The sequence below is a fragment of the Rhizobium sp. 01T444 genome (assembly GCF_056398305.1).
The window spans coordinates 61,017-87,081 of the sequence record NZ_JBFTPD010000031.1; the positions used below are offsets into that span (position 1 = coordinate 61,017).

Annotated in this window: 26 protein-coding genes; 15 read left to right on the plus strand and 11 right to left on the minus strand. The window is 60.7% G+C overall.

Going from position 1 to position 26,065, the window contains the following annotated elements:
- The first annotated feature begins 12 nt into the window (after positions 1 to 12).
- Entirely contained in the window at positions 13 to 435 is a 423-nt protein-coding gene (locus AC1DTN_RS30250) for an organic hydroperoxide resistance protein (protein ID WP_007818814.1), read from the plus strand.
- 57 nt (positions 436 to 492) lie between these two features.
- On the opposite strand, the gene AC1DTN_RS30255 is transcribed toward AC1DTN_RS30250, so the two are convergent.
- A complete protein-coding gene (locus AC1DTN_RS30255; RefSeq protein ID WP_477923911.1) occupies positions 493 to 1,791 on the minus strand; it encodes a cytochrome-c peroxidase in 1,299 nt (432 codons plus the stop codon).
- 211 nt (positions 1,792 to 2,002) lie between these two features.
- Between AC1DTN_RS30255 and AC1DTN_RS30260 the strand changes: the two genes are divergently transcribed.
- Positions 2,003 to 3,547 carry an acid phosphatase gene (locus tag AC1DTN_RS30260; protein ID WP_477923913.1) on the plus strand — a complete coding sequence of 515 codons (1,545 nt, stop codon included), beginning with the start codon at positions 2,003 to 2,005 and terminating at the stop codon, positions 3,545 to 3,547.
- Between the two features lie 63 nt (positions 3,548 to 3,610).
- Here the strand turns inward: AC1DTN_RS30260 and AC1DTN_RS30265 are convergent, their stop codons facing one another.
- The 3 genes from AC1DTN_RS30265 to AC1DTN_RS30275 form a co-directional block, all read right to left on the minus strand.
- Positions 3,611 to 4,606 (minus strand): aldo/keto reductase, encoded by a 996-nt coding sequence (locus AC1DTN_RS30265; RefSeq protein ID WP_439017179.1) that lies wholly within the window; start codon positions 4,604 to 4,606, stop codon positions 3,611 to 3,613.
- Complete coding sequence (locus AC1DTN_RS30270; protein ID WP_007818807.1) at positions 4,575 to 4,982, minus strand: MerR family transcriptional regulator; 408 nt, start codon at positions 4,980 to 4,982, stop codon at positions 4,575 to 4,577. The genes AC1DTN_RS30265 and AC1DTN_RS30270 overlap by 32 nt, the downstream gene beginning before the upstream one ends.
- Before the next feature lie 110 nt (positions 4,983 to 5,092).
- A complete protein-coding gene (locus tag AC1DTN_RS30275; RefSeq protein WP_439014329.1) occupies positions 5,093 to 5,539 on the minus strand; it encodes a MarR family winged helix-turn-helix transcriptional regulator in 447 nt (148 codons plus the stop codon).
- A gap of 90 nt (positions 5,540 to 5,629) precedes the next feature.
- Here AC1DTN_RS30275 and AC1DTN_RS30280 point away from each other — a divergent pair, with 90 nt between their 5' ends.
- The 3 genes from AC1DTN_RS30280 to AC1DTN_RS30290 all read left to right on the plus strand — a co-directional run bounded on the left by AC1DTN_RS30280 (position 5,630) and on the right by AC1DTN_RS30290 (position 7,760).
- On the plus strand, positions 5,630 to 6,373 hold the full coding sequence (locus AC1DTN_RS30280; protein ID WP_477923915.1) for a DUF899 domain-containing protein: 744 nt from the start codon (positions 5,630 to 5,632) through the stop codon (positions 6,371 to 6,373).
- 33 nt (positions 6,374 to 6,406) lie between these two features.
- Positions 6,407 to 6,871, plus strand: coding sequence for a DUF1579 domain-containing protein (locus AC1DTN_RS30285; RefSeq protein WP_439014331.1), 465 nt, complete (start codon positions 6,407 to 6,409; stop codon positions 6,869 to 6,871).
- Positions 6,872 to 6,983: 112 nt separating this feature from the next.
- Positions 6,984 to 7,760 carry a VOC family protein gene (locus tag AC1DTN_RS30290; RefSeq protein WP_477923917.1) on the plus strand — a complete coding sequence of 259 codons (777 nt, stop codon included), beginning with the start codon at positions 6,984 to 6,986 and terminating at the stop codon, positions 7,758 to 7,760.
- Positions 7,761 to 7,809: 49 nt separating this feature from the next.
- Here AC1DTN_RS30290 and AC1DTN_RS30295 read toward each other — a convergent pair whose 3' ends face one another.
- The gene (locus AC1DTN_RS30295; RefSeq protein ID WP_439014333.1) at positions 7,810 to 9,327 is read right to left on the minus strand and encodes an ABC-F family ATP-binding cassette domain-containing protein; all 1,518 of its coding nucleotides are present in this window, start codon (positions 9,325 to 9,327) and stop codon (positions 7,810 to 7,812) included.
- Between the two features lie 381 nt (positions 9,328 to 9,708).
- Between AC1DTN_RS30295 and AC1DTN_RS30300 the strand changes: the two genes are divergently transcribed.
- The 3 genes from AC1DTN_RS30300 to AC1DTN_RS30310 all read left to right on the plus strand — a co-directional run bounded on the left by AC1DTN_RS30300 (position 9,709) and on the right by AC1DTN_RS30310 (position 11,240).
- Positions 9,709 to 10,212 carry a GNAT family N-acetyltransferase gene (locus AC1DTN_RS30300; RefSeq protein WP_113323178.1) on the plus strand — a complete coding sequence of 168 codons (504 nt, stop codon included), beginning with the start codon at positions 9,709 to 9,711 and terminating at the stop codon, positions 10,210 to 10,212.
- Positions 10,213 to 10,263: 51 nt separating this feature from the next.
- Positions 10,264 to 10,764, plus strand: a complete 501-nt coding sequence (locus AC1DTN_RS30305; RefSeq protein ID WP_439014335.1) for a metal-dependent hydrolase — start codon at positions 10,264 to 10,266, stop codon at positions 10,762 to 10,764.
- 173 nt (positions 10,765 to 10,937) lie between these two features.
- Complete coding sequence (locus tag AC1DTN_RS30310; RefSeq protein ID WP_183735631.1) at positions 10,938 to 11,240, plus strand: alkylphosphonate utilization protein; 303 nt, start codon at positions 10,938 to 10,940, stop codon at positions 11,238 to 11,240.
- A 104-nt stretch (positions 11,241 to 11,344) separates the two neighbouring features.
- Here the strand turns inward: AC1DTN_RS30310 and AC1DTN_RS30315 are convergent, their stop codons facing one another.
- Positions 11,345 to 12,898, minus strand: a complete 1,554-nt coding sequence (locus AC1DTN_RS30315; protein WP_439014336.1) for a helicase HerA-like C-terminal domain-containing protein — start codon at positions 12,896 to 12,898, stop codon at positions 11,345 to 11,347.
- A gap of 228 nt (positions 12,899 to 13,126) precedes the next feature.
- Between AC1DTN_RS30315 and AC1DTN_RS30320 the strand changes: the two genes are divergently transcribed.
- From AC1DTN_RS30320 to AC1DTN_RS30340, 5 genes are all read left to right on the plus strand, one after another.
- The gene (locus tag AC1DTN_RS30320) at positions 13,127 to 13,522 is read left to right on the plus strand and encodes a hypothetical protein (protein ID WP_439014337.1); all 396 of its coding nucleotides are present in this window, start codon (positions 13,127 to 13,129) and stop codon (positions 13,520 to 13,522) included.
- 84 nt (positions 13,523 to 13,606) lie between these two features.
- Positions 13,607 to 14,959 (plus strand): metallophosphoesterase family protein, encoded by a 1,353-nt coding sequence (locus tag AC1DTN_RS30325; protein ID WP_477923919.1) that lies wholly within the window; start codon positions 13,607 to 13,609, stop codon positions 14,957 to 14,959.
- A gap of 81 nt (positions 14,960 to 15,040) precedes the next feature.
- The gene (locus AC1DTN_RS30330) at positions 15,041 to 15,919 is read left to right on the plus strand and encodes a MurR/RpiR family transcriptional regulator (protein ID WP_113323184.1); all 879 of its coding nucleotides are present in this window, start codon (positions 15,041 to 15,043) and stop codon (positions 15,917 to 15,919) included.
- A gap of 348 nt (positions 15,920 to 16,267) precedes the next feature.
- Positions 16,268 to 18,436 carry a TonB-dependent receptor family protein gene (locus AC1DTN_RS30335; RefSeq protein ID WP_439014339.1) on the plus strand — a complete coding sequence of 723 codons (2,169 nt, stop codon included), beginning with the start codon at positions 16,268 to 16,270 and terminating at the stop codon, positions 18,434 to 18,436.
- Positions 18,437 to 18,688: 252 nt separating this feature from the next.
- Entirely contained in the window at positions 18,689 to 18,982 is a 294-nt protein-coding gene (locus tag AC1DTN_RS30340; RefSeq protein WP_439014340.1) for a hypothetical protein, read from the plus strand.
- 23 nt (positions 18,983 to 19,005) lie between these two features.
- Here the strand turns inward: AC1DTN_RS30340 and zwf are convergent, their stop codons facing one another.
- Positions 19,006 to 20,514, minus strand: a complete 1,509-nt coding sequence (gene zwf, locus AC1DTN_RS30345; RefSeq protein WP_439014341.1) for a glucose-6-phosphate dehydrogenase — start codon at positions 20,512 to 20,514, stop codon at positions 19,006 to 19,008.
- Between the two features lie 149 nt (positions 20,515 to 20,663).
- Between zwf and AC1DTN_RS30350 the strand changes: the two genes are divergently transcribed.
- Complete coding sequence (locus tag AC1DTN_RS30350) at positions 20,664 to 21,326, plus strand: LysE family translocator (RefSeq protein ID WP_477923922.1); 663 nt, start codon at positions 20,664 to 20,666, stop codon at positions 21,324 to 21,326.
- A 13-nt stretch (positions 21,327 to 21,339) separates the two neighbouring features.
- Here the strand turns inward: AC1DTN_RS30350 and AC1DTN_RS30355 are convergent, their stop codons facing one another.
- The 3 genes from AC1DTN_RS30355 to AC1DTN_RS30365 all read right to left on the minus strand — a co-directional run bounded on the left by AC1DTN_RS30355 (position 21,340) and on the right by AC1DTN_RS30365 (position 23,781).
- Positions 21,340 to 21,996, minus strand: coding sequence for a hypothetical protein (locus tag AC1DTN_RS30355; RefSeq protein WP_439014343.1), 657 nt, complete (start codon positions 21,994 to 21,996; stop codon positions 21,340 to 21,342).
- Positions 21,997 to 22,214: 218 nt separating this feature from the next.
- On the minus strand, positions 22,215 to 22,985 hold the full coding sequence (gene tam / locus AC1DTN_RS30360; RefSeq protein WP_439014344.1) for a trans-aconitate 2-methyltransferase: 771 nt from the start codon (positions 22,983 to 22,985) through the stop codon (positions 22,215 to 22,217).
- 331 nt (positions 22,986 to 23,316) lie between these two features.
- On the minus strand, positions 23,317 to 23,781 hold the full coding sequence (locus AC1DTN_RS30365) for a cupin domain-containing protein (protein ID WP_439014345.1): 465 nt from the start codon (positions 23,779 to 23,781) through the stop codon (positions 23,317 to 23,319).
- Positions 23,782 to 24,064: 283 nt separating this feature from the next.
- Here AC1DTN_RS30365 and AC1DTN_RS30370 point away from each other — a divergent pair, with 283 nt between their 5' ends.
- Positions 24,065 to 24,883, plus strand: a complete 819-nt coding sequence (locus AC1DTN_RS30370; protein ID WP_477923923.1) for a sugar phosphate isomerase/epimerase family protein — start codon at positions 24,065 to 24,067, stop codon at positions 24,881 to 24,883.
- A gap of 55 nt (positions 24,884 to 24,938) precedes the next feature.
- On the opposite strand, the gene tet is transcribed toward AC1DTN_RS30370, so the two are convergent.
- Positions 24,939 to 26,063 (minus strand): Tet(A)/Tet(B)/Tet(C) family tetracycline efflux MFS transporter, encoded by a 1,125-nt coding sequence (tet, locus tag AC1DTN_RS30375; RefSeq protein WP_477923925.1) that lies wholly within the window; start codon positions 26,061 to 26,063, stop codon positions 24,939 to 24,941.
- Between the last annotated feature and the right edge of the window lie 2 nt (positions 26,064 to 26,065).

Consider the following 26,065-nt stretch of genomic DNA (forward strand, 5'->3'; position numbering starts at 1 on the left):
AAGGAGATTGTTATGCCTATTCTCTATACGACCAAAGCTTCCGCCACCGGTGGCCGCGCAGGCCGAGCCGTTTCCGAAAACGGTGTTCTCGACGTCACGCTAACCGTGCCGAAGGAACTCGGCGGCGACGGCGCAACGGGCACCAATCCCGAACAGCTCTTTGCGGCCGGTTATTCGGCCTGCTTCCTCGGTGCTTTGAAATTTGTGGCCGGCAAGGAAAAGGTCAAGATTCCCGAGGAAACCACTGTCTCCGCAACCGTCGGCATCGGCCCGCGTGAGGATGGCGGCGGCTTCGGTATCGAAGTAGCCCTGACCGTCAACATCCCGGGCGTCGACCGCGAAACCGCTGAAAAGCTCGCTGCGGCGGCCCACATCGTCTGCCCTTACAGCCACGCCATGCGTACCTCGACCGAAGTTCCGGTCACGGTTGCCTGATTACTTGCAGCACCAATGAATAAAGGCCGGGGCATTGCTCCGGCCTTTTCTTTTGAATTAATGCGCCGCCTGCTGCGTCGGGCCGGGCAGTTGGTCCGCATCTGTCAGCGTGCCCAAGAAGGCGACGATGTCGTCGATTTCCGATTCCGTCAGCGCCGGCGGGTCGCCGGGCTTGCGGCCGAAGGGCGGGTCCTGATTGAGATTGTCCCAATAGACCTGCGGAACATCGTCATATTTGCGGATCGTGCCATCGGCATTCTTCGGATACCAGCGGCCGGGATCGCTGTCGCGCGTAGCGTAGAAGGAGACGACGTGACGCAGCGAATGGAAGTAGCCATTGTGGAAGAAGCTCTTCTTCAGCGCCACATTGCGCAACGTCGGCGTGCGGAACAAGCCGCAATAGTCCGGCCGGTTCCTGAAGTCGGCACGCTGAGGGCCGCAGAGGCCGAGATCGTGATAATCAGGGTCGCTGTTGGCGGGGATCGCCATGTTGCGCGGCACCGCCAGCCCGAGGAAGCCGAAGTCGGAAAATTGCGGCGGCTCGCCGTCGTTGGCGGGCTCGCTCAAATGACAGCTCGAACAGTTTCCCTTGGCCGGATCCTCGAAGAGTTCACGCCCATGCATCTCCTGCGCAGTCAGTGTCCCCTTGCCGGCAAGGAAGGCGTCATAGCGGCTGGTGTAGGGGTAGAAATCCGCGCCGCTCTGCTCGAAGGTGCTGAGAGCCTCGACCGCACCCTGGAAAGCATCCTTGGCATTACCGAATATGTCCTGGCCGAAAATCTCCCGGAAATCCTCCGCATAGACCGCCTTGCCGAGCGAGGCGACGACCTGGGCCTCATCCTTGTTGCCCATTTCGAAAGGCGAAAGCAGGGGGATCTTCGCCTGATCGTAACCGTGGTCCACGCGCCCGTCCCAGGTCAGGCCACCTGTTGGCCCGTTGTCGACGCTCTCGTCGCCTTCGTCTTCGGAATCGTAGAAATGCTCTGTGAACGAGGGTATCGCCTGCAGGTAGCGCAAGGTTGGCACGGCGCGCAGTCCCGGCTGGTCCATATCCGGCCCGCCCATTTCGATCGGCGTCGCGGAAGACGGGGCGAAGCCGTGATGCGGATCGTGGCAGGAGGCGCAGGCCTGCACGCCGGAGGCGGAAAGCGACGTGTCGGAGAACATCTTGCGGCCGAGTTCCGTCAGCGCTTCGGCGCGGACATAGGCTTGCGCCCGTGACATGGGGCCGGGATGCACACCGCCGGCAACGGCCGCGCTGCTTTGCCGCAGGGGCAGAATGGCAAAATCGAGCGCTGTCGCTGCCAAACCGAGCGCCAAGCCAGACCGGAGGAGCCAGATAATCTTCGTCGCCATGTCAGGGATTCCAATGGGTTAACATTGTGGACCCTCATGATCGAACCTGACTGCAACAGATTGATGACGCGCGCGTACCGGCCGCAGCCGCAACCCGTCCGATGTCACAAAGTTGATAGATGGCGGGAATAGCGTCTCGCCTGCGCTTGGCCATTCCACGTCCGCCCGGCGCCCCTCTAGCCACGCCCCCTTAGCCATGAGGTATCCCGCCATGACCAGACTGAATCTCCTCCGCAATCTTTCGCTGGCCGGCTCGGCCATGCTGCCGCTGGTATCAGCCGCGGCCGCCTATGCAGCACCCGCCGGTATGGACAAGATCCAGAATATCGTCGTCATCTACGCTGAAAACCGCAGTTTCGATAACCTCTATGGCAGCTTTCCGGGCGCCAACGGCCTTGCCAATGCAAGCGAAAGCCAGGCACTGCAGCTTGATCGCGACGGCGCGCCGCTCGCCGAACTGCCGCCTTCCTGGGGCGGCCTGACCGCCAAGGGTGTCACGCCCGCCATCACCGAGGCCCAGTCCGCTCACCTCGCCAACGCCGTCTTCTCGATCGACGATCCCAAGGGTTTTGCCCAGACGACAAACGTCATCACCCGCGACCTCTGGCATCGTTTTTATCAGGAGCAGATGCAGATCGACGGCGGCAAGAACGATAAGTTCGTCGCCTGGGCCGATTCCGGTGGCCTCGTCATGGGCCATTATGACGGCTCGATCCTGCCCATGTGGCAGGTCGCCAAGAAATACGTCCTTGCCGACAATTTCTTCCAGGGCGGTTTCGGCGGCTCTTTCTTCAACCACTTCCAGCTGATCTGCGCCTGCGCGCCCTATTATACGGATGCCGACAAGAGCCCGGCCAAGCCGACGATCGCCAAGGTCGATGCCGACGGCATTTCGCTGACCGTTGCCGACAACGGACCGAAATCCGCCCTCGAAGGTGCTCCGAAATTCGTCTCCGACGGCAACCTCACACCGGATTTCTACGCGGTCAACACCATGCAGCCGCCTTATCAGCCGAGCGCCAACGCCCCGGCCAAGGACGGCGATGCAGCCTATGCCGATCCCTCGCAGCCGAACACCCTGCCACCGCAGCACGAGATTACCATCGGCGACCTGCTGTCGCTGAAGGGCGTCACCTGGGCATGGTATAGCGGCGCTTGGCAGGCAGCACTCGATGGCAAGAATGCCACGCCGGTGCCCAACTTCCAGTTCCACCACCAGCCCTTCAACTACTTCGCCAACTATGCGCCGGGCACGGCCGCCCGCGCCGAGCACCTGAAGGACGGCGGCCTAGGCGGCGAAGCCTTTATCAAGGATATCGACGACGGCAAGCTGCCGGCCGTTTCCTTCTACAAGCCGCAGGGCAACCTCAACGAACATGGCGGTTACGCCGATGTTTCGAGCGGCGACCAGCACCTCGCCGATCTGGTCTCGCATCTCGAAAAGAGCCCGCAATGGGAGCACATGCTGGTCATCGTCACCTATGACGAAAACGGCGGTTTCTGGGATCACGTCGCTCCGCCGAAGGCCGACCGCTGGGGCCCGGGCAACCGCATACCGGCCTTCATCATCTCGCCCTACGCCAAGGGCGGCATGGTCGATCACACCCAGTATGATACGACTTCGATCCTGCGCCTGATCACCGCCCGTTACGACCTGCCGGTGCTGCCGGGCCTGCTCGCCCGCGATAAGGCGTTGGCGCTGAACAGCGAGGCGCCGATGGGCAACCTGACGGCAGCGCTTGATCTGTCGCGCTGATCGTCGCGACAACGCTATGTCTTCTCCCCACAGGTTGGGGAGAAGACTTCGACTTCCGGATGTTTATCCGTTGAGCGCCCGCATGCCGATTTCGCCGTAGCGATCTCCGACGGCGCGGGGCAGGGCCCTGGCGATTTCCTCGAGATCCTGTGGTGTAAGATCAACGCCAGCCGCTCCAAGATTCTCGTCCAGTCGCGCGCGGCGGCGGGTGCCGGGAATGGGCACGATATTTTCGCCCTGAACCATCACCCAGGCGAGAGCCAGTTGCGCCGGTGTTGCGCCCTTGCGGCGCGCAATCTCTTCGAACAGGGCGACGAGCTCGAGATTGCGCTTGAAATTTTCACCCATGAACCACGGCGAGGTCCGCCTGTAGTCATCGGGCGTGAGTTCATCGACGGACTTGATCGCGCCGGACAGGAAGCCGCGTCCGAGCGGCGAATAGGCCACGAGCCCAATCCCGAGTTCACGAAGCGTCTGCAACACGCCGCCTTCCGGATCGCGTGACCAGGGCGAATATTCGCTTTGAACGGCGGTAATGGGATGCACGGCATGTGCCCGGCGGATTGTGTCAGCGCGGGCTTCCGACAGACCGATATGTCTGACCTTGCCGGCTTCGACGAGTTCCTTCATCGCGCCCACGGTCTCTTCAATCGGCGTATCGGGATCGACACGGTGGAGATAGTAGAGATCGATATGGTCGACGCCGAGCCGCCGTAGAGACCCTTCGCAGGATGCCTTTGCATATTCGGGCCGCCCGTTTGCTGTCTGGGCGCTGACGCCTGGTATCGCCCCAGCTGCGCGCACGATGCCGAACTTGGTTGCCAGTACGACTTGATCACGCCGGCCCTTGATCGCCTCCGCCACGAGTTCTTCGTTGGTGTGCGGGCCATAGCTATCGGCCGTATCGAGCAGGGTTACGCCACGATCAAGCGCATGGTGGATCGTGGCGATCGCCTCGCCCCTGTCGGCGGCGGTCGCGCCATAGGCCCAGCTCATGCCCATGCAGCCGAGGCCGATCGATCCGACCTCAAGTCCTTGCCCGAGCCGGCGTGTCCGCATTGTTGAGTCTATCATCTCTCATCCTTTCTTCCGCCTCTTCATAGGAGGCGATTTTGCCGTCGAGGACGCGAAGGCAGGTTTCGAGATCGGCCACATGGGCCCGGACACGCTCACGATGCTCCCTAAGCATCTCTCGACGCTCACTGAAAGTGGCTTTCCCGTTATCGGCAAGCTTCGCATAATGGAGCATGTCGCGGATCGGCATGCCGGTCGTCTTCAGACGGCCGACAAACTCGATCCAGGAAAGGATGGAAGCGTCGTAGTCGCGTTGTCCGGATCGGTCGCGATCGGCATAGGGAAGCAGGCCGATACGCTCGTAATAACGCAGCGTATGAGCCGACAAACCGGACCGTTTCGCGAGGTCACTGATCTTCATGAAACACCTGTTTTCGTCACGACGCCAAGGAAGCTACGGCTTCGAGTGCACTCTAAGTCAATAGGCTTTTTGTGGCTAATTTCGCGACCACCCATGCGGACTCTGCAGGGTCACGTTAGGTATTGCAGGTCGCGTCTCAGGTGATCGCCGTTGCCCTCAGGCAATTTCGTCTCGAGTGCCGCATGCGTGCTTTCCCAGATCGGCAGCGCCTGTTGCAGGACTGCCCGCCCGTCATCCGTTAAGCGGAGCAGGCGGGCGCGCCGGTCTCTCGGGTCCGGCACAACATCGACCAAACCCTTGCGCTGTAGCGGCTTCAGCGCCGCCGTTAGCGTCGTCTGGTCCATGGCGAGCAGGCGTGCGACCGGTCCCATAGGCGGCGGCTCCGGCCTGTTCAGGGACATCAGCAGGGAGAACTGGCCGTTGGTGAGGCCGACGGGCCGCAGGGCATCGTCGAACAGCCTTGCGAGCGCACGGGCGGCGCGCTGCACATGCAGGCACAGGCACGTGTCCCGCACCAGAAGCGTCGTAGAAAAAGGAATCGCGATCGAGTTTGACATGATCTATTTCTATTGATATCAATGTATTTAGTCAAGAAGAGGAGACTATCTGCCGGAAAATGCCGGCCGCGCCGGAGGAGGGCGTAGATCATGCTGAACAAGGTTACCCAAAATCCCGCCGTTTCCCGCGAGGAATGGCTTGAAGCCCGCCGAGCTTTGCTCTTGAGAGAGAAAGAGGCGACCCATCTCAGAGACAAGGTGAATGCCGAGCGCATGGCTTTGCCTTGGGTGAAAGTAGACAAGAACTACACGTTCGAAACGCCTCAGGGGCCGAAATCGCTCGCCGACCTTTTCGATGGCCGCAGCCAGCTTATGGTCTATCACTTCATGTTCGGCCCCGAATGGGAGGCCGGTTGCCCCGGCTGCTCGTTCCTCGCCGATCATCTCGACGGCACGCTGCCGCACTTGAATCACCACGACGTCACACTTGTCGCCGTCGCCCGCACACCGCTTGCCAAGATCGACGCCTACAAGCAGCGCATGGGCTGGAAATTCYCGTGGGTCTCGTCCTTCGGCAGCGATTTCAACTTCGATTATCACGTATCTTTCACGCCTGAGGACCTTGCCAAAGACAAGGTCTTTTATAATTTCTCTCCGATAGCGCCCTCTGACGCCAATGACGAACTGCCTGGACTTTCGGCCTTTTACCGGAATGAGAAGGGCGAAGTGTTCCATACCTATTCAAGCTATGCCCGAGGCGCGGAGGAAATCCTCGGTACGCTGATGATCCTGGATCACGCGCCCAAGGGCCGCAACGAAGATTCGACCATGGATTTCGTGAAGCGTCACGATGAATATGAGGAAGCCCCCCAAGCCTCATCCAGCTGCCACTAGACCCAGCCATCCATCATCCGGAGGAGAAGGACGATGAAGACTGCAGAAGTGCTGAAGGAGCATGCTTTCCTGGAGAGAATGGTCGGTCACTGGACCGTCGCCGCTTCGGACATGACCGGCGACAAGCCTTGGGATGAGACCGTGCGCTCCCTGCAAGGCATCTGGTTCGTTGCCGAAGGCGCCGGTGAAATGAGCGACGGCAAGCAGGCGACGACGATCCTGACCCTCGGCTACGACCCAAGCAAAGGCAAATATGTCGGCAGCTGGATCGGCTCGATGATGGACTACATGTGGATCTATGAGGGTGAGATCGAACCCTCGGGTAATGTGCTGTCGCTCTACACCAGGGGGCCGGCTTTCGAAGGCGGTGGCCTTGCCGACTATCGCGAGCAGATCGCCTTTCTCGATGACAGCGTCAGAACCTTCACATCGAGYGTCAAGGAAGCTGACGGCACCTGGAAGCAGTTCATGGAAGTCAAATATACCCGCAAGGGCTGAARTCGCCGGGGCACATCAAGAGCAATTCCAACAAAAGTGCGAGAGCAGTTTTGCGTCCGGAATTGCATGAAAACAAAGAGATAGAACTCAAGCGTGGACCGAGGAGAACACGATGTCCAATACGCATGGCAAGTTCATATGGTGCGAACTGATGACGCCGGACCCCGAAGCGGCGGCGAGATTCTATGGCTCGGTCGTCGGCTGGACGTCGAGCAAAATGCCGGCGGCGGACCAGCCGGAATACACCATCTTCGAGGCAAACGGCGTCAGGGTCGCCGGCATGATGCCCTTTCCCGCAGAGCTGGAAGGGCGGGGCATTCCGCCGAACTGGACCGGTTATGTCGCCGTCGACAATGTCGATCAGTCGGCACGCGACTTTGCTGCGAACGGTGGCACTATCCGTCGCCAGCCGGCGGATATTCCAGGCATAGGCCGCTTTGCCGTGGTAGCCGATCCTGACGGAGCGGTGCTCTGCATCATGACGCCACTGCCGATGGAAAATCCGCCACCGGAACTGCCCTTCGACACGCCCGGCCATGTCGGCTGGCGCGAACTCTACGCCAATGATGGCGCCAAGGCCTTCGACTTCTATTCCAAGCTCTTCGGCTGGACGAAGGATCAGGACTTCGACATGGGTCCGATGGGCGTCTACCACATCTTCGCCGAGCACGGAAAACAGACCGGCGGCATGATGACCCGCCCGCCTGAGGTCGGCATGTCCTTCTGGTCCTACTATTTCACAGTGCCGGCGCTCAATGCCGCCATTGACCGCATCAACGCCGGCGGCGGCAAGGTGGTCCACGGACCCGTGGAAGTCCCAGGGGCCTGGATCTGTCAGGCGATAGACCCGCAGGGAGCGTTCTTCTGCCTCTCGGCGGGTGTGCGGTAGCACCGATGACAAGGGTCGCAAACACCGTCGTTTGCGCCCCTTTGTTTTTCTACCCCACACTCGCAAAGAACCCTTCCGGGCTTTCCACTTCCACCAGTTTCTTCCGCTCGATCAGCCAGAAGCGGTTGCCGACGGCCCGCACGAAGCTGCGGTCGTGGGAGACGAGCAGGCAGCTCGCCTCATGTGCCATCAGCTCGCTTTCCAGCGCCTCCTGCCCCTCGATGTCGAGATGGTTGGTGGGTTCGTCCAGCAGGTAGAAATTCGGCTGCGTCAGCCGCAGCACCAGCATCCCGAGCCGCGCCTTCTGGCCGCCGGAGAGCAGCTTCACCGGCTTGCCCTGCATCTCGATCGTCATGCCGGCGCCGGCAAGCAGCGAGCGCGCCCGCTGGTCGCCGACATCGAAGCGGCGGATGATCGTCTGCAGCGGTGTGTCGGCATCGCTGAGATCGGCAAGCAGCTGGTCGCCATAGCCGAGCACGAGCGAGGGCGTGGCCTTGATGCCGGCCTTTGCTGTTTCCGGCTCGGCGACCGCCGCGCGCAGCATGGAGACGAGCCGCGACTTGCCGGCGCCATTGAGGCCGAGTAGCACGATGCGGTCGCCCTGGCAGATGAACTGCTTTCCCGTGCGGAAGAGCAGCGTGCCGTCAGGCGTCGTGACCTCGGCATCCTCGAGCGTCACCAGAACCTTGGCATGCGTGCCGCGATTGGCGAGGCGGATCGCGCCTGCCGAACGCTCCAGATGGGCAGGCTTTGCGGTTTCCTCCAGCTTTTCGGCGCGTTGCTTCAACTGCTTCGTTTTGACGACCAGCAGGTCGCTGCCGGAATTGATGCCGATATTGTTGAGTTTTGCCGCCTGCTTGCGCAACTGTTCGACCGTCTTCATATCCTTCTCGTAGCGCCGCGCATCGGAGGCATCCGCCTCGTCGAGTACCGCTCTCGCCCGGCTATAGGGCAGGGAGATGACCGGCGATTGCTCCGGCCGCAGGAAGAGCGTCCGGTTGGTCGTCGCATCGAGGAAGGCGCGGTCGTGGCTTGAGATGATCACAGGCGTATCGCGCGGCAGTGCGTTCAGCCAGCTTTCCACCTGCGCGATCTTTTCGAGGTCGAGATGGTTGGTCGGTTCGTCGAGCAGCAGCACGTCGGGTTCATTCACTGAGGTGCGGGCAATCAGTGCCAGCCGCTGCCAGCCGCCGCTGAGCTGTCGGAGCGGCCGCTCGCGCAACTCCTCGGGCACTTCGAGCGATTCCAGCACGACATCCGCACGCCAGCTTTCGCCGTCTGCCTGGTCAGGAGGAAGGGCGAGAAGCACGGCATCACGGAAACTGGCATCGAGAAGTGCCGGCGGCACATTCTGCTCCATATGGCCGATGGTGAGCCCGCGCGCCCTGGTGATTTCGCCTTCGGTCGGTTCCAGCTTGCCCGTCATGAGGTTGAGCAGGGTGGATTTGCCGCGTCCGTTCGCCGCCACGAGGCCGATCCGGTCGCCGGCGTTGACGACGAGATTGAGCTTCGAAAACAGCGGCGCGGACAGCACGATGCCGAGATTGCGGATATTGATGAGGGTCATGATCGTATCCTGGTCTTGCCAAGCGATCGCGCATATCCGGGGCGTCCAGCCATCAACGGAAAGCGCGTTATGCTTGGCGGATTATGAAATGCTTGCAGCTTGAACGACGGGCATTCAGGTGCAGCAGTGCCACTAGGGGCAGACCAGGAAGAGATTTGCGAGAAACGGTCTCTGGTCAGCCCTGCAAACGCATCTGCAGGGCGTTGACTGGGCCACGCTGGCGATGATGCCGGAAATACATATTCACGCGCAGCCCTCCTTCTTTCTCGGTTGCAAGAGGGAAATACCATTGCTCGCGGTTGGAAACAAGGGATCATGATGGCAGTAAACACGCTCAGATGGTATGAAAGGCCTTCATCATCCGGGATCGGGGGACGCGGGATGATTTCCATCGCAAGGGCAGGCAGCACAGAGGATTTCGTCATCGCCGCCGGCTTCTGCGAAGCACTCGGCGCCCTGGATGTGGAACTCGGGCGTGATCATGGTATCCCCGCCGAGATCGTCATGACGCTCTTCCACAGCGAAAATCATGAAAGCCTCGCCCGGAAATATAGCTCCGACGAAGCGATGATGTTCCTGGCCAGATGGGAGGGAGCACCGGCAGGCTGCATCGCGCTCGCACCATTTGAGACTGCTGCGATGGAGATCCATAAACTCTATGTGGATCCCGCCTTTCGCGGTCGGGGCATCGCCAATGTGCTGATGCGGCGGGTGTTCGAGGAAGCAAAAAAGAGCGGCCGCCCCACCATGCTCGTCAATACCGCCGCCTATCTGAAGAGCGCGCTTTCCCTCTACGAAGCCTTCGGCTTTACCCATTGCCCGCCTTTTCACAGCGTGCCGGCTGAAATCAGCCACACCGAAGTCTTCATGTCGCGGCCGCTTTGATCCCGACACAATCGCTTCTTAGCGATGTCGGATGTCACAGGGAGGCACGGCATGCTCATCGCTCATCTGCCGGCAGGCTATATTCTCGGAACTGCCGCGCGACGCAGGGCTTCGTCCATTGCGGTCATGGCGGCAGCGCTGATCGGCAGCGTCATGCCGGATTTTGACATGATCTATTTCTACGCCTCCGGCGGCCGGGTTCATCACCATGCCTATGTAACGCATTGGCCGCTCTTCTGGCTGGTCTCGGCGATCCTGATCCTGCCGCTCCTCAAATGGTTTCGTTCGGCCTGGCTCGCTGCAGGTTGCGTCTTCTTCGCCGCCGCCATGCTGCATATGGTCATGGACACGATCGCGGCACCGCTCTTTTGGTTGGCACCTTTTTCCTTTCATGAATTCGAGCTGGTTCGAGTTCCCGCAACCCATGCCAGCTGGATCATGAGCTTCCTGCTTCACTGGACATTCCTGCTGGAAATCTCGATCTGCCTTTCGGCCCTGGCACTCTTCCTGATGCGCCGCCGACGCGCCGAACCTGGTCGATCTGCGGCCTGACCACAGGGAGGATGGCGCGCAGGTCAGCGGTTATCGCAAAGGCTGGAACGCCCTGATCGTGGCCGGACACATTTCGCCTGCCTGCCTGTTTGCCACTCTAGTTGCACAGCACCGTGCGATCGTTATAAGCGGCCGTCGATGGACTGAGGAAATTCCTGATCGAGGGCGAAGTGATGGCAGGCGGTGACGACGAATATGTTTATGACGAGGCGACAGGCGAATGGCGCCCTGCCTCCGAGATGGCTGCAGCCGCACAGGCTGCGTCCGAGGTTCGCGACGCCTCCGGAAACGTGTTGAAGGACGGCGATTCCGTCACGCTTATCAAGGACCTGAAGGTAAAGGGCGCCAACCAGACCCTGAAACAGGGCACGGTCATCCGCTCGATCCGTCTGACGGACAATCCCGAAGAAATCGACTGCCGTCACGATACGATCAAAGGTCTCGTCCTGCGCACGGAATTTGTCCGTAAGCGGTGACTAAAGCATGTCTCGCAAGAGTGCGGAGCGGTTTTGCGATAACGACATGCGCAAAGACAAAGGTCAGCGTGGCGCGAATCTGAAAGATCGCGCTCCGCTTAGACTTACCGCTTCAAGCTTCCCAATATGCCGCGTACCAGCGCCCGGCCGACCTGCGTCGCCACCGTGCGCGCCACGCTCTTCATCGCCGCTTCCACCACCGTTTCGCGCTGATAACCGGAGCGGCCGCGAGGCTGCGCCTTGTCGTCATCGCCGCCGCCAAAGCCAGGTAGGGTCCAGCCTGACGTGGTGCTGCCCTCCTGTGGCGCCGGCGCCTCTTCCTGCGCCCGCTTGGCAGCGTCGGAATCGGCAGCCTTCTTGGCGCGCGCCGCCAGCATCTCGAAAGCAGATTCGCGGTCCACGTCCTCGTCATAGACGCCGAGAACCGGGCTGCGGTCCATGATTTGCTGGCGCTCGACATCGCTCACCGGTCCGACGCGGCCGGATGGCGGGCGGATCAGCGTTCGCTCGACGATCGATGGCGCGCCCTTGGCTTCCAGCGTCGAAACCAGCGCCTCGCCGGTGCCGAGAGTGGTGATGACGGTGGCGCAATCGAAGGCGGGGTTGGGACGGAAGGTATCGGCCGCCGTCTTCACCGCCTTCTGCTCGCGTGGCGAATAGGCGCGCAATGCATGCTGCAACCGGTTACCGAGCTGGGCGAGTACCGTTTCCGGCACGTCGAGCGGGTTCTGCGTCACGAAATAGACGCCGACGCCCTTGGAGCGGATGAGGCGCACCACTTGCTCGACGCGCTCGGTCAACACCTTCGGCGCGTCGTTGAAGAGCAGATGAGCCTCATCGAAGAAGAAGACGAGCTTCGGCTTGTCGGGATCGCCGACTTCGGGCAGCTCCTCGAAGAGCTCGGAGAGCAGCCACAGCAGGAAGGTGGCGTAAAGGCGCGGGTTCATCATCAGTTTGTCGGCGGCAAGCACGGAAATCTGCCCGTAGCCATTGTTCGACGTGCGCATGATGTCGGTAATCTTCAGTGCCGGCTCGCCGAAGAAATGTTCCGCGCCCTGCTGTTCCAGCACCAGTAGCGCGCGCTGGATGGAGCCGACCGAGGCCTTGGAGATGAGGCCGAACTGGCTGGAAAGCTCGGTGGCGTTTTCGCCCATATAGTTGAGCAGCGAGGTAAAATCCTTGAGGTCGAGCAGTGGCAGGCCGGCCTTGTCGGCGATCTTGAAGGCGATGTTGATGACGCCTTCCTGCGGCTCGGAAGCATCCATCAGCCGTGCCAGCAGCAGCGGTCCCATCTCGGCGATGGTCGTGCGCACCCGGTGGCCCTTCTCACCGAAGAGATCCCAGAAGATGACCGGGAACTGCTCGAATTCGTAATCGGTAAAGCCGATCTGTTCGGCGCGCTTGGTGAGGAAGTCTTTTGCTTCGCCCTTGGCGGCGATGCCCGAGAGGTCGCCCTTGATGTCGGCGGCGAAAACTGGCACGCCGGCTCTCGCAAAGCCCTCGGCCAGCACCTGCAGGGTCACCGTCTTGCCGGTACCGGTCGCGCCGGTCACGAGTCCATGGCGGTTGCCGAATTTGAGGTCGAGATATTCGCCCTTGTTGATGCTGTCGTCAGGATTGCGGCTTGCGCCGATGAAAATCTTGCCGTCCTCGAGCATGTAGAATGTCTCCCTCGGTCGATGCCGCCGCTCAATTCTCGAATATGCGGGATGCTCTTTCCGCACAGTCATGCAAATATCGTTTCTCTGTTATAAGCAGCCGACGGGAGACGGACAACTGTCTGCGTTAAAAGGGAAAGCAGGAAAGAGGCGCCTCACAAAGCGCCGCTTGAGTTGCCGCCTCGATTCGATTACGTTGACGTCAACGTCAAAAACAGGAGGCAGACGATGAATGAGATTGTGACTGAAATCGCCAATCGTGTGGGCATTGCGCCTGATTTGGCTGAAAAGGCGCTCGGCATGATGCTCGGCTTCCTGCAGCGCGAAGCAGCCGACGGCCCGGTCGCCGAGATGATCGAAAAGATCCCCGGCGCCACCGAACTCGTCGCCCAGTTCAACGGCGAAGGATCCAGCAGCGGCGGCGGTCTGCTCGGCGGCCTCATGAGTGCACTCGGTGGTGGTGGCATCATGGGCCTCGGCCAGCAGCTGATGAGCGAAGGCCTCGGCATGAGCGAAATCACCTCGCTCGCCAAGGAAACCATCGCCATCGCCAAGGAACATGCCGGCGAAGAGGTGGTCGATCAGGTCGTCGCCTCTGTACCCGGCCTCAGCCAGTTCGTCTAAGGCGACCCATCATTTCCACAAGCCCCCGGCACTGTCCGGGGGCTTTGTTTTTTAAGCATTTTCTCTTTTCTTTGTGTGTGTTCCATGCCCGATAAGTCCCCGATCAAAGCATTGCTGCCCAAGTCAGGCGGCCATCAATTCGTGCTCTACGGCGATTCCTGCTCGGGCGTTGCCGGCGCCCTGCACGAGCGTACCTTCGCATCCGTGAACGCTGTCCTGCGCCGGCTTGAGCCCCAGCCGCAGTTCGTCCTCTTTCCGGGTGACGAGATCATCGGCCTGACGGCGGATGAAGCATCGCTGCGCGCCCAGTGGCGGCACTGGTTCGATGTCGAGATGGCCTGGCTCGACCGAACGAACATTCCAATGTGGCACACGACCGGCAATCACACGACCTATGACGAGATGAGCGAGGCGGTGTTCCGCGACACGCTTGGCCTTCCGGCAAACGGGCCGGCGGGGCAGGAAGGGCTGGCCTATTGGGTGCGCCGGGGCGATCTGCTCATGGTCTTTGTCCATACGCTCTGGACAGGTCTCGGCGGCGAAGGCCATGTCGAGACCGAGTGGCTGGAGGCGACCCTGAAGGCCCATGCCGATGCCCGCTACAAGCTGGTGCTCGGCCATCACCCGGTCAATGGCTATGCGGGCGCCTATCAGCGTGAGATAGGCCGCGAATATGCCGAGCGCTTCTGGGATATTCTCGTGGAGGCCGATGTCTTCGCCTATTGCTGCAGCCATATCCTGGCTTTCGATGTGCAGGCCCATCGCGGCGTGCTGCAGATATGCACGGCGGGGGCGGGAACCGCGCACAGAATGCCCGAGGGTGTCGAATATCTCCATTGCATCCAGGCAGCCCTCGATGAGGACGGCCTGCGCTATCAGGTCCTCGATACCGAAGGCATTGAGCGCGAGCGCCTGCAATGGCCGCCCGTTCTTGCACGCGAGGATCAATGGCACGACCTTGCCGCCCATGGCGTGAGTGACGCTCTCTGGTCGGGTCCGATGGACACGGACCGGATCGTCGAACTCCGTCTGAGCGGTCGGATGGCTTCGGACGCCTGCGCGTCCCAGCAGACCATCTTCTCGGCTTTCAGCGATGAAGGGTTGGCGCTTCTGTGGCTTGGCCTGCGCGGCAAGCAGCAGCAGTTGACGCTCATCCTCGGTCGCGATCCTGGTCGCAGCCCCTATTATTTCTTCGGTCCGGACCTGCCGCCGGGCAAGGAATTCGATATCCACATCCTTCTCCATGCCTGCATGGGCCCAGGCGGCGTGCTCTGGCGCACGGAGGGTAGCAGGGCATGGTCCTCCTTCGAAGCGATCGCCTCGACAGGGCTTCAACGCCTTGTCTGGCCCGCCCGCTGGAGTGTGGGTCATGGCCAGAAAGGCGATGGCGACCGGCCGTTCATGGGCGGGAGCCTGAGCCTGAGTATTGCAGGTTGAAAAACGCCTGATCGGTTTCTTGTTTCGCTATGCACCAAAGTCGGTTATTCGGCCTTCTGAATATCATCTAGGGAAGGGCGGATGAACGGAAGCGATCGATCGTCATCGGTGCTCAGAGAGCATTTCGAAGAGCACAGAACCAAGCTCAGCCGGTCGGAACTGGCAGTAGCAGAGCATCTGGTGAAGATGCCGATCGATGTGCTGATTTTCCGCAGCGCCGAGGAGATCGCCGCCGAAACCGGCACCAGCGATGCGACCGTTATCCGGACGGCCAAGCGCCTCGGCTTTTCCGGCCTGCCGGAGCTGAAGCGGGTATCGGGCCGCGTCATGGCGCGCACCATTTCCACCAGCGAGCGTCTGGAACAGCGTTTCCGCGCCACCGGCGATGATCTGGAAAAGGTTGCGACGCAGATGTTTGCGACCGCCCGTGAGGTGCTGACCTCCACCGAGGAGCAGATGGATGGCGCAATGCTCGCCGCCGCCATCTCGCTCGTCGAAGAGGCCGATACCGTCTGGTGCATCGGCATGGGCACAGCCGAGGTCGAGGCGCGCCATTGTTCGATTGCGCTTAGTCGCGCCGGCGTGCGCACCCGCTGTTCCGGCGCCTCGGGTTTTACGCTTGCCAATGAGCTGATCGATCTGCGTCCCGCCGATGTCATCGTCATGTTCCATGCTGTGCGCGAAACGGCGGAATTCAAGCTCATTGTTCGCCAGCTCCGGGATATCGGTTGCAAGGTCATTCTGGTTTGCGGTGTGCAGCTGCGCGCCAATTATGTCGATAAGGTCTCGGCCATTTTGACCTGCATCGGTTCGCCCTCGAAGCTGGCAAGCTGGAGCATCGGCGCCATCGTTGTGGCCGATCTCCTCGCCTATGGTGTAGCGGTCCGTAACCAGCAGCAGGCGACGGATGCCAAGAAGCGTCTCGCCGACCTGCGCGACCAGGCGCTGCGCAACGACTGACCTCCACGGCAATATCTTTGCAATTTCATCCGCATGAAAATAAACATGAGAAATTAAGTTATGTTTATTGAAATGCGAACTACAATATTGTAGTCAACACGACATGACGCCGTGCAGCAGCGGCGTTGACTGTCGGGGTTATTGCATGACGCGCCTGTTTCATCGCAGCAAGACGGCTGAAGTCCGTCCCTTCTCCCATAAGACTGTGTCCAGACGCCGATACCGGCGTAACGGCTGACACCACCACATAATCATTCAACAAAAACAGTCTCTTGCACCGGAATGCCTAGGCATTTTCGGCAAGGTCCCCTGTTGCCCGAATTTCTCGAACGCCCACGGAAAACTCCCATGATTGCCCCCAAACTCCAAGGAAAGCAGCTCGCTCTCACCGTCGCCCTTCTGGCATCCGCCACATCGGCACTCGCACAGGAAGCAGCCAACGGCACCGTCACTCAGCTCGAAACGATCAAGATCACCGGCAACTGGCTGGAAGAGCCGAACGAGGAGAAGGTGCTGAAACATCCGGGCGCCCGCACGATCCTCGATCGCGAACAGTTCGAAGAGCGCGGCGCGCAGGATATCCGCGATGCGTTGAACCAGATCCCCGGCGTCCAGGTGCAGGAAGCCAATGGTACCGGCGGCAGCGATGTGTCGCTGAATCTCGGCGTGCGCGGTCTGACCTCGCGCCTGTCGCCACGCTCCACCGTATTGATGGACGGCATCCCGCTGGCTTATGCGCCCTATGGCCAGCCGCAGCTTTCGCTCTTTCCGCTGACGCTCGGAAATGTCGAAACGATCGACGTCGTGCGCGGCGCCGGCTCCGTACGCTACGGACCGCAGAATGTCGGCGGCATTATCAACTTCGTCACCCGTCCGATCCCGGAGGATTTCACCGCTCGCTTCTCCTCGGGCGCGGAGATCGCCGGCAACAACGGCCACGTCAAGGCGACGCCGAATTTCCTGATCGGCGGTACCAATGTTGACGGCCTTGGTGCGGCCATCCTCTATTCCGGAATCCACGGCGAAGGCTATCGTGACGCCAACGACCGCACCGATATCGACGATATCATTGCCAAGGGCGCTTACGAGTTTTCGGATACGGACAAGCTCGGCATCCAGTTCCATCACTATGAGGGCGAGGGCAAGATGCCCGGCGGCCTGACGAGCGCCGAATATGAAGCCGATCCCTACCAGTCGACACGCCGCTACGACGATTTCAGCGGTCGCCGCAATGATATCTCGCTGCGCTACCAGCATGACGATGGCGACAACAATTTCGAAGTGCTGACCTACTACGTGGATTCCTTCCGCGGCAGCCATGTGGAGCAGCAGGGCACAGGCGCCAGCGCCGGCCTCTATCGCCTGACGTCTGCTCCGCGCAGCTACAGCTATTTCGGCATCGAGCCGCGCTATTCCCGCCTGATCGAGCTCGGCGGCATTACCCAGGAGGTGACCGTCGGCTATCGGTATCTCTGGGAAGAAAGCTCGGAAGTCGCGTCCCGCACGGCTTTCTACAGCAGAGCCTCGGGCATCGATCCGACCACGCGTAGCTCGCCCACCTACCAGACGAGCGATGGCGGCACGATTGCCCATGCTTTCTACATCGACGACAAGATCGAGATCGGCGACTGGACCATCACACCGGGCATTCGCTACGAGATGATCAGCACGCACAACGATGTCGTGAATTTCGGCACCAGTGGTGCGGTCACCAGCTCGCTCTCTCCCTCGGTCGAGGCGAACGAAGCCCTGCCGACATTGTCGGCTTCCTACCGGCTCACCAATGAGTTGACCGTCTTCGGCAATGTCGGCGTCTCCTTCGGCCCGCAGCAATACAGCCAACTCGCATCCACCACGGATGGCCTGCATCCCGAGAAGGCGACGACCTACGAAATCGGCCTGCATTATGAGGGCGATAACTGGAACGCTGAGCTGACTGCCTTCAATATCGACTTCGACAAGGAACTCTATCTCGGCCGCACCATCGTCGGCGAGGGCATCTGGACCGATCTCGGCGCCACGCGCCACCGCGGCATCGAATCCGCCATCAACTACGATATCGGCGATGTCGTGCCCGCACTCGACGGCCTGTCGCTGTCGGCAAGCTACACCTACACCGAGGCGACCTATGAAGCCGGCGCCTTCGAAGGCCGCGACCTGCCGTTCTATTCGCGTCAGGTCGCCTCGCTCGGGGCGCGCTACCGCTACAACGACTGGATCTTCAATGCCGACCTGCAGGCCCAGTCAAAGCAGCATTCGCCGGGATCTGCCGATGCCGGCGCGACCTATGTGACGGAAGAGGATGCGACAGGCCGCCTCGGCGATATTCCAGGCTACGGCACCGTCAACCTGCGCGTCGCCTATCAGCCGGAAGACAAGAAGAATGCCCCGCAATTTGCCTTCGGCGTGAAGAACCTGTTCGACAAGGAGTATTTCACCCGCTCGACGGACAATAATGGCGGCAAGTTCGTGGGCCAGCCGCGCACATTCTTCGTCAACGCATCGATCGCCTTTTAAAAGCATGTCGCGCAAAAGTGTGCAGCGGTTTTGCTGCAACGCCATGCGAAAACAAGAGCCTAAAGCGTGGCAAGCGAATCTGAAAGATCGCGACACGCTTTAAGGGCCTGATCAATCCATCCGTCGGATGGAAATTCGCACTGACCTTTCCTAGATTAAGAGGTGCCGGATTTTTCACCGACGGCCGGATCGGCTGGAACGATGGATACCCAAATCCCGTTTCATATCGGCCAGATAAGAAGGAATATGGTCATGCGTACGGTCATTGCAGCAGCCTCGATCATTCTCCTCGGGTTCGCCGCTCCGGCCTTCTCCCAGGCCCTCGGTGATATGGACTATTCCGGACGCTTCGGCGGCATGCCGCCCGGCACGGTGCCGGACGCGGAATCAAGTAATGCTTTTTCGATTCCGCTCGATCCCGTCGAGAGCGACAATATCACCGTCGTCATTCCGTCCGACCGGACGGCTTGTCCGCGGCTTGGTACGAGCGCCTATCGCACGGCCGAGCGTGACGGCACGCTGGCTACCGCCTGCCGCCGACGGTAAGTTAAATTCCAGTGCAGGAACGGCTATTTGCCGTTCTTGTGCAGGATCACGCCAAGCTCATGCCACTCACGCCCGTCTCGCTGGATAAGCTCGTCGGCGCAGGCCGGTCCCATGCTGCCGGGTGCGTAAGGGTCCGGCACGCTCTGATCTTTCGCCCACTCATCCAGGAAGGGCTGTACCGCCGCCCAGCCGGCCTCGATGCCGTCGGCGCGCTGAAATAGCGTCTGGTCGCCGATGAAGAGGTCGTAGAGTAGCGATTCATAACCTGTCGTCTTGCCGATATCGAATTTGTCGGCATAGCGGAAATCCAGCGAAACCGGCACGGTGTCGACGGATTGTCCCGGCGACTTGATGGAAATCTCCATGCTCATGCCCTCATCGGGCTGCACCTGGATGACGAGCCTGTTCGGCGGCAGACGGCGGTTGACCTCCGTTTCGCGAAACTGCGCGAAAGGAACGGGCTGGAAGGTGATGACGATTTCCGTGTCGCGTGCCGTCATCGCCTTGCCGGTGCGCAGATAGAAGGGCACGCCAGCCCAGCGCCAGGTATCGGCATAGAGCTTCAGCGCCACATAGGTCTCTGTCTTGCTGGCGGGCGAAATATCCTTCGTATCGCGATAAGCGGGCAAGTCGGTACCGTTGAGCGGACCGGCGGTATAAGCCCCGCGTACGCCATTCGCCTTTGCTTCCTCCGGCGTGTAGATGCGCAGAGCCTTCAGCACCTTGCTCTTCTCGTTACGGATCGCCTCGGCGTCGAAACTGTTCGGCGGCTCCATGGCGATCATTGCCAGAAGCTGGAAGAGATGGTTGGGGATCATGTCGCGCAACGCGCCGGTCGCGTCGTAGAACTTCCCGCGCGTACCGACATCGACGATCTCCGAGGCGGTGATCTGCACGTGGTCGATATAGCGATTGTTCCACAGCGACTCGATCATCATGTTGGCGAAACGCGCCGTCATCAGGTTCTGCACCGTTTCCTTGCCGAGGAAATGGTCGAGCCGGTAGACTTGGCTTTCCTCCACGCGGGCGAGGATGCGCGCATTCAAAGCGCGGGCTGAGGCGAGATCGGTGCCGAAGGGCTTCTCGATCGCAATACGACGGAAGCAACCGCCGCTTTCGTCCATCAGTCCGAGATCCGCAAGTTTCTCGACGATCGGCCCGAAGAAGCTTGGCGGCACTGCGAGATAGAAGGCTGCATTGCAGGTCGTGCCGAGGCGCTTGCCGATTTCGAGGAAGATATCATCCTTGGTGAAATCGCCCTGCAGATAGGAGATGCGCGATCGCAGGCTCTCCCAGGCTTTGTCCTTGCCAGTTGCTTCCTCGCCATCGAGATGGGTGAGGAAAGCGTCCAGCCGCTGGCGCAGGAATTCATCGTCACCAGGCTCGATGCCGACGCCGAGGATGTTCAGGTCCCCGCCGACGAGATGGCTGCGGGTGAGATTGATGATGGCCGGAACCAGCAATCGCCGTGTCAGATCGCCGGTGGCGCCGAAGATGACGAGAGTGACGGGCGGGGTGGGGTGAGCGTCCATGCGTGTCATCTCCAGCTTAATTCTCCCGGCCGAATATAAAGCGCTCCGGTTCTGCCGCAAGCACCTTGCAGCCCAAGAATAACAAGCGTTTGACACAGTGCTAGAAATACATAAAGACATAAAGATATCGTTATGTCATTGGGTGATCCATGATCGATCTTGTCAGCGCCAGCTTCTTCCTCATGGCGGCTCTTGCCCTTCTCGGTTCGCCCGGTCCCGCCATCGCTGCGCTCCTGGCAATCGGCCGCCTCCATGGTATGGCGACCGGCCTGCGTTTTCATGTCGGGCTGCAGATCGGCTTGGCAATTGCAGCCGCCGCGGCGGCAGCCGGCCTTCTGTCGTTGATCGAGGCAATCCCGCTGGCGATGATGGTGATGACAGTCGCTGCCACCGTCTACCTCGTCTGGCTGTCCTGGAAGATCGCATCGGCGCCTGTCGGTGCAGATCTCTCCGCCGCACGGCGGCAAGCCTCGCCAACCATCGCCGGCGGTGTCGTTCTAGGCCTCACCAATCCCAAGGCCTATATCGCGTTCGCCTCGCTCTTTGCCGCTTACCGGCTTTCGCAGGATGGCGCGCTGGACATGCAGGCCAAATGGGCGCTCTGCGTCCTCGTCATGATCGTGGTCGATATTTTCTGGCTGTGGCTGGGCGTTGTTTTGGGCAAGGTGAAGCTGGAGCCATCGAGCGAGCGAGCGCTCAACATCTGCTTGGCCTCGTCATTCTCGCGACTGYGGTACTGTCGCTGGTCGAGCTTGTCGGCGCCTGAAACGATATGGCCATTGCTGAAGGTCTTTCCGCAATGGCCGTTTTAAGATGATGGATAACTTACGCCTTGGAGGCGGACTTGTCCGTTGTCGTATCGGTGGCCGGCTTCGTGTCGGTCTTCACCGGCCAGGTGATGTAGTAATTCTGCGTGCCGACCTGGCCGAAATAGACTTCGTTGCCGGTGCCCTTTTCGATGAAGCTGCCGTTTTCGCTTCTGACCAGGCGCCCGTGCGAATCGCGCTGCAGATGGTCGCGCAGGAAGTCGTTCCAGTCGTCCGTCTTGATCGCCGTGCCCTTCTTTTGGTCGACATCGGCTTCCTTGGGGTCGGTCACGTCCCAGGCCTTGATCGAAACGCCCTTGGTCGGATCGGTAACCGTCAGCTGGCCTTTCTTGAAAGCGGCAAGCATGGCAGCTTCCTGGCTGCCGGCGCCCTTGGCGTCTGCCGCAGCCGTCATGTTCTGGCGCAGCAGCGCCATGAAGGAGGCGGTGGTGATATCGGTGCTGGCGGTGGTGTTGCCGGAGGTATCAGTCGATCCTGCCTTGCCGGCATTGATCTTGTCGAGCATGACCGATAGCGCCGAGCGCGTCTGCGAGGGAAGGCTGGAATAGTCGTGATCGGTCGTGCTGCTGGAGCTGCTCTCCGAGGAGCCGCCCTTGATCGTCTGCAACGCTATCTGCGCCGTCATAAGCCTCATGGTGGAAACGGAAGAAACCATCTGAAAATCTCTTTGTCGGGCCTCGCACTGGTGGCGCAAAGGCGTTTAAAGGATAGCGATCGACGCTGGCGGCGTCGCTAAAGCACGTCTGGATTGAGAAATCCCAGGGCGAACCGCTACACTTCAAACTTTGCGTGTGGCTTGCGGATGGCTGACAAAGTTTCGCCGGCAGCGATCAAGCGGACTGCTGCCGGCGTCATAGAACTCAGAATTTCCGGTCAGGCCTTCACCGCCACCATGAACAAGCGCGGGAACTTGAGCAGCACCTTGCCGTCGGCGGCCTTCGGATAGACCCTGTCGATACGTTCGAGATAGTCGGCCAGAAACGCCTCGCGATGCTCTTCGCCGGCATGGTCGAGATAGGGGCGAAGGCCAGTTCCCTTGACCCACTCGACGATCGCGGCTGCATTGTCCATCGGATGATTGTAGATCGTATGCCAGATGTCGACGCGGGAGGATTTGGCGATCAGCCGGCTGTAATAGGTCAAAGGCGGCGGAAGCACATTGCGGCGCACGCTCTTCTTCTCGAAAGCCGTCTTCCACGGGCCGGCATGCGCCGTTTCCTCCATCATCAGATGGCTCGGCTCGCCGAGATTGTCGGGCATCTGCACGGCGAGCACTCCGCCCGGCGCCAGCCCGTCCATCAGCCTGTCGAAGATGTCGAGATGGTTGGGCAGCCATTGGAACACGGCATTGGCAAAAAGCAGGTCCGCCGGCTCCGAGGGTTGCCAGGTCGAAAGGTTGGCCTCTACGAAAGCCGTGCCCGGCAGGCGCTTGCGGGCCGCCTCCAGCATGTTCGGGTCGCTGTCGAGACCCGATACATTTTGCGCACCATAGCGCTCGATGATCAGTTCGGTCGAATTGCCCGGACCGCAGCCGAGATCGACCGCGTGGCGCAGCTCCGTCAGGGGCACCTGCGCCAGCAGGTCGCGCGCCGGGCGGGTGCGTTCATCCTCGAATTTCACATACTGGCTGGCTGACCATGCCATCGTCTTTCTCCTGAAGTCAGGCCACGTCCTCGACGCAGCAGATGCGAACTTTGTCGATACGGGCCGACCGGTTCAGGCAGCCAGGATCGCAGCGCCAACGCTTGAAAATATCCGGTCCTCGACATGATTCAGCGGGTTCAACAAAGGTTTTCCTATATCAGTTTTTAACAGACTTCAGTGTCGCCGATCGCAGTCTTGCTGATGGGCTTCCACTTATTGCCGTCGATGTAGAAGAACTCGATGAAACATTTGTTGGCGTCGTCGTTCAGTCACTGGGCAATGACGATCTCTTCGCTAGCCGTTGCGTGGCATCAGAAGAAACTGACGGCGCTTACGCCGCCAGGATCGTGATTCCATGGGCATTTGCCGCTGCCCGCATACGCGCCACCGTTTCCTGTGACGGGCTGCCTTGCGGCTGTTCGGTAACACCCTCGGTCTCGATGAATTCGGCCATGTCGCGATCGACGATGGCAGAAAAGACCGCGGGGACGGTTCCATTGTTGGAATAGCCGTGCACCATGAAAGGCGCGATGGTGACGATGTCGCCTTCGCTCGCCTCGATCTCTTCCGGCCCGGTATCGGTAAGTCGCCAGATCGTCAGCGTGCCCTCGATGATCCGGAAGACTTCCGGGCTTGCATGGGCGTGGCGCGGCGTCTTGCCGCCGGGCTCAACGGTCACGTCGAAGATGTTGAGCCAGTTGCCTGTGAGGCGAGCCCGTCGCTCGACCTTGTCGCCCAGCACGAAGAAGCTTTTTGCCTCCGTCCGGGCATCTGTTTTCACAAATGAGTTGGACATGATGTCTCTTTCTTGCTCTTGCGGGGCGGTCCGATAGACCTTTGCGGCCGTTTTGGCAACCGCCACAAAATCAGGGGAGGGTGAGCGGAGATGGCTTTTGCGCGCTCTCGGGCCCTGAAACCGACGACGATCATATTGGTATGGCTTCTCCGCTTCGCAAGTGCGACAGGTTGGCAGCCGCTGTTTCCATGATACCGGCTGTAATATCGGCGACACAGAAGAGGCGCATAGAACGCGCCGATCCTTCCCCGCCAATCAGGCATACCATCAGCGGAGCAACCCCATGTCTTCACTTCCCGTCGTCGGCGCAGCCATGACGATCGACGAACTCGAAACCCATCGTGACTGGCTCTTCGAAAAGTCCCGCGATCTCGAGCTGCAGAGCTTCGTCAACGCCGAGGTGCTGAACGGTGACTGGACGCCGCGTGCCGATCGCGCCAGGAAGCTGCTCGACGGCTACAAGGGCCGCGTCGGCATCCATGGCCCGTTCTGGGGCTTCATCATCGCCTCGCAGGATCCGGATATCCGCGCCGTCGTCTCCCGCCGTATGCTGCAGGGCCTCGATGTCTGCGCTGCGATCGGCGGCACGCATATGGTCATCCATAGCCCCTACACGACCTGGAGCTACAACAACCTCGACAACAACGAGGGCGAACGCGAAAAGATCGTTGAATACTGCCATCAGACGATGCGCGAAGCGGTGAAGCGCGCCGAGGAAATCGGCTGCACCCTCGTCATCGAGAATATCGAAGACAAGGATCCGCATATCCGCGTAGCCTTGGCTGAAAGCTTCAACTCGCCGGCTGTCTCCGTCTCCATCGATACCGGACATGCGCACTATGCCCATGGCTATACCGGCGCTCCGCCGGTCGATTATTACGTCCATGCCGCCGGCAACCGCCTCGGCCACATCCATCTGCAGGATGCCGATGGTTATGCCGACCGCCACTGGGCGCTTGGCGAAGGCACCGTCAACTGGCGTGCGGTTTTCGCAGCACTTGCTAAGGTCGAAAGCAATCCGCGCCTAATCATCGAAATCAAGGACAAGTCGAAGATCATCGCTTCGGCCGAATACCTGGCTTCGATCGGCGTCGCCCAATAACAGCGTCAAGTAATCGGAACAGGCGGCGGGATGATCATCTCGCCGCCCTTCACTTTCAGGCCGTTGCATCCTTCGGCCGGCGCGTGAAGGCGATCGGCAGGCAGAGCGCATAGAAAGCCGCGCCAAGCACCCAGACAAGCCCCGGAAAGACATCGCGCGAGGCGAAGTAGATGGTGCTGATCGCCAGCGGCCCGATGACCGAGGCAAGGCTCGTCATGCTCGCGAGCATCCCCTGTGCACGCCCCTGATGAGCGTTATCGACGCGCCCCGTCACCAGAGACTGCAGGGCGGGCGCACCGATTCCGCCGAGGCAGAAAAGTGGCATCAGCAGGAAGGCCATCCACCCCTCCGTCAAAAGCGCGATGATGATATAGGCCGCGCTGTCGGCGATGATGCCGATCAGGAGCGTCCGATGCTCGCCCCATCGCTCGCTGATCGGCCCGGCAATGAAGGCCTGCACGACGGCATGGAAGAAGCCGAAGGCCGCAAGCGAGATTCCGACCATCATCGGCGACCAGGAAAACTTGTCCTGCCCATAGAGAACCCAGATCGTGCCGCCGACTTCGCCGACGAGTGCCAGGACGAAATAGGCGCCCGCAAGCGGCAAAAGCAGACGGTAGCCTAGTAGCCAGCGGAAATGCGCGAGTGGTGAAAACTCTTGGCTCTCGGCCTCCGCGCCGATCTTGCGCGTCTCAGGCAGCAGGAACAGCGCCATCAGCAGGTTAGCCGCATTGAGGACGGCAGCGGCGATGAAGGGCAGCCGGACGGAAAATTCGCCGAGCACGCCGCCGATCGCCGGCCCGGCAATGAAGCCGATGCCGAAGCAGGCGCTGAGCTGGCCGAAGCGGCGCGTGCGCTCGGCATCTTCGGTAATGTCGGTCACACAGGCGGCGGCCACTGCATTGCTGGCGCCGGTGATACCAGCGATCGCCCGACCGATGAAGAGCAGCCAGAGCGACGGCGCAAGAGCCATGAAAACATAGTCGATCGCCGCACCGGCAAGCGACAGCATCAGCACCGGCTKGCGGCCGAAGCGGTCCGACAACGAACCGAGCACCGGCGAGAAGATGAACTGCATCAACGCATAGAGTGCCAGGAAGGCCCCGAATCGCCAGCCGAGATTATCGGTATCGCCGACATCCTGAAGCAGCCGCGGAAAGATCGGCAAGGTGAGGCCAATCC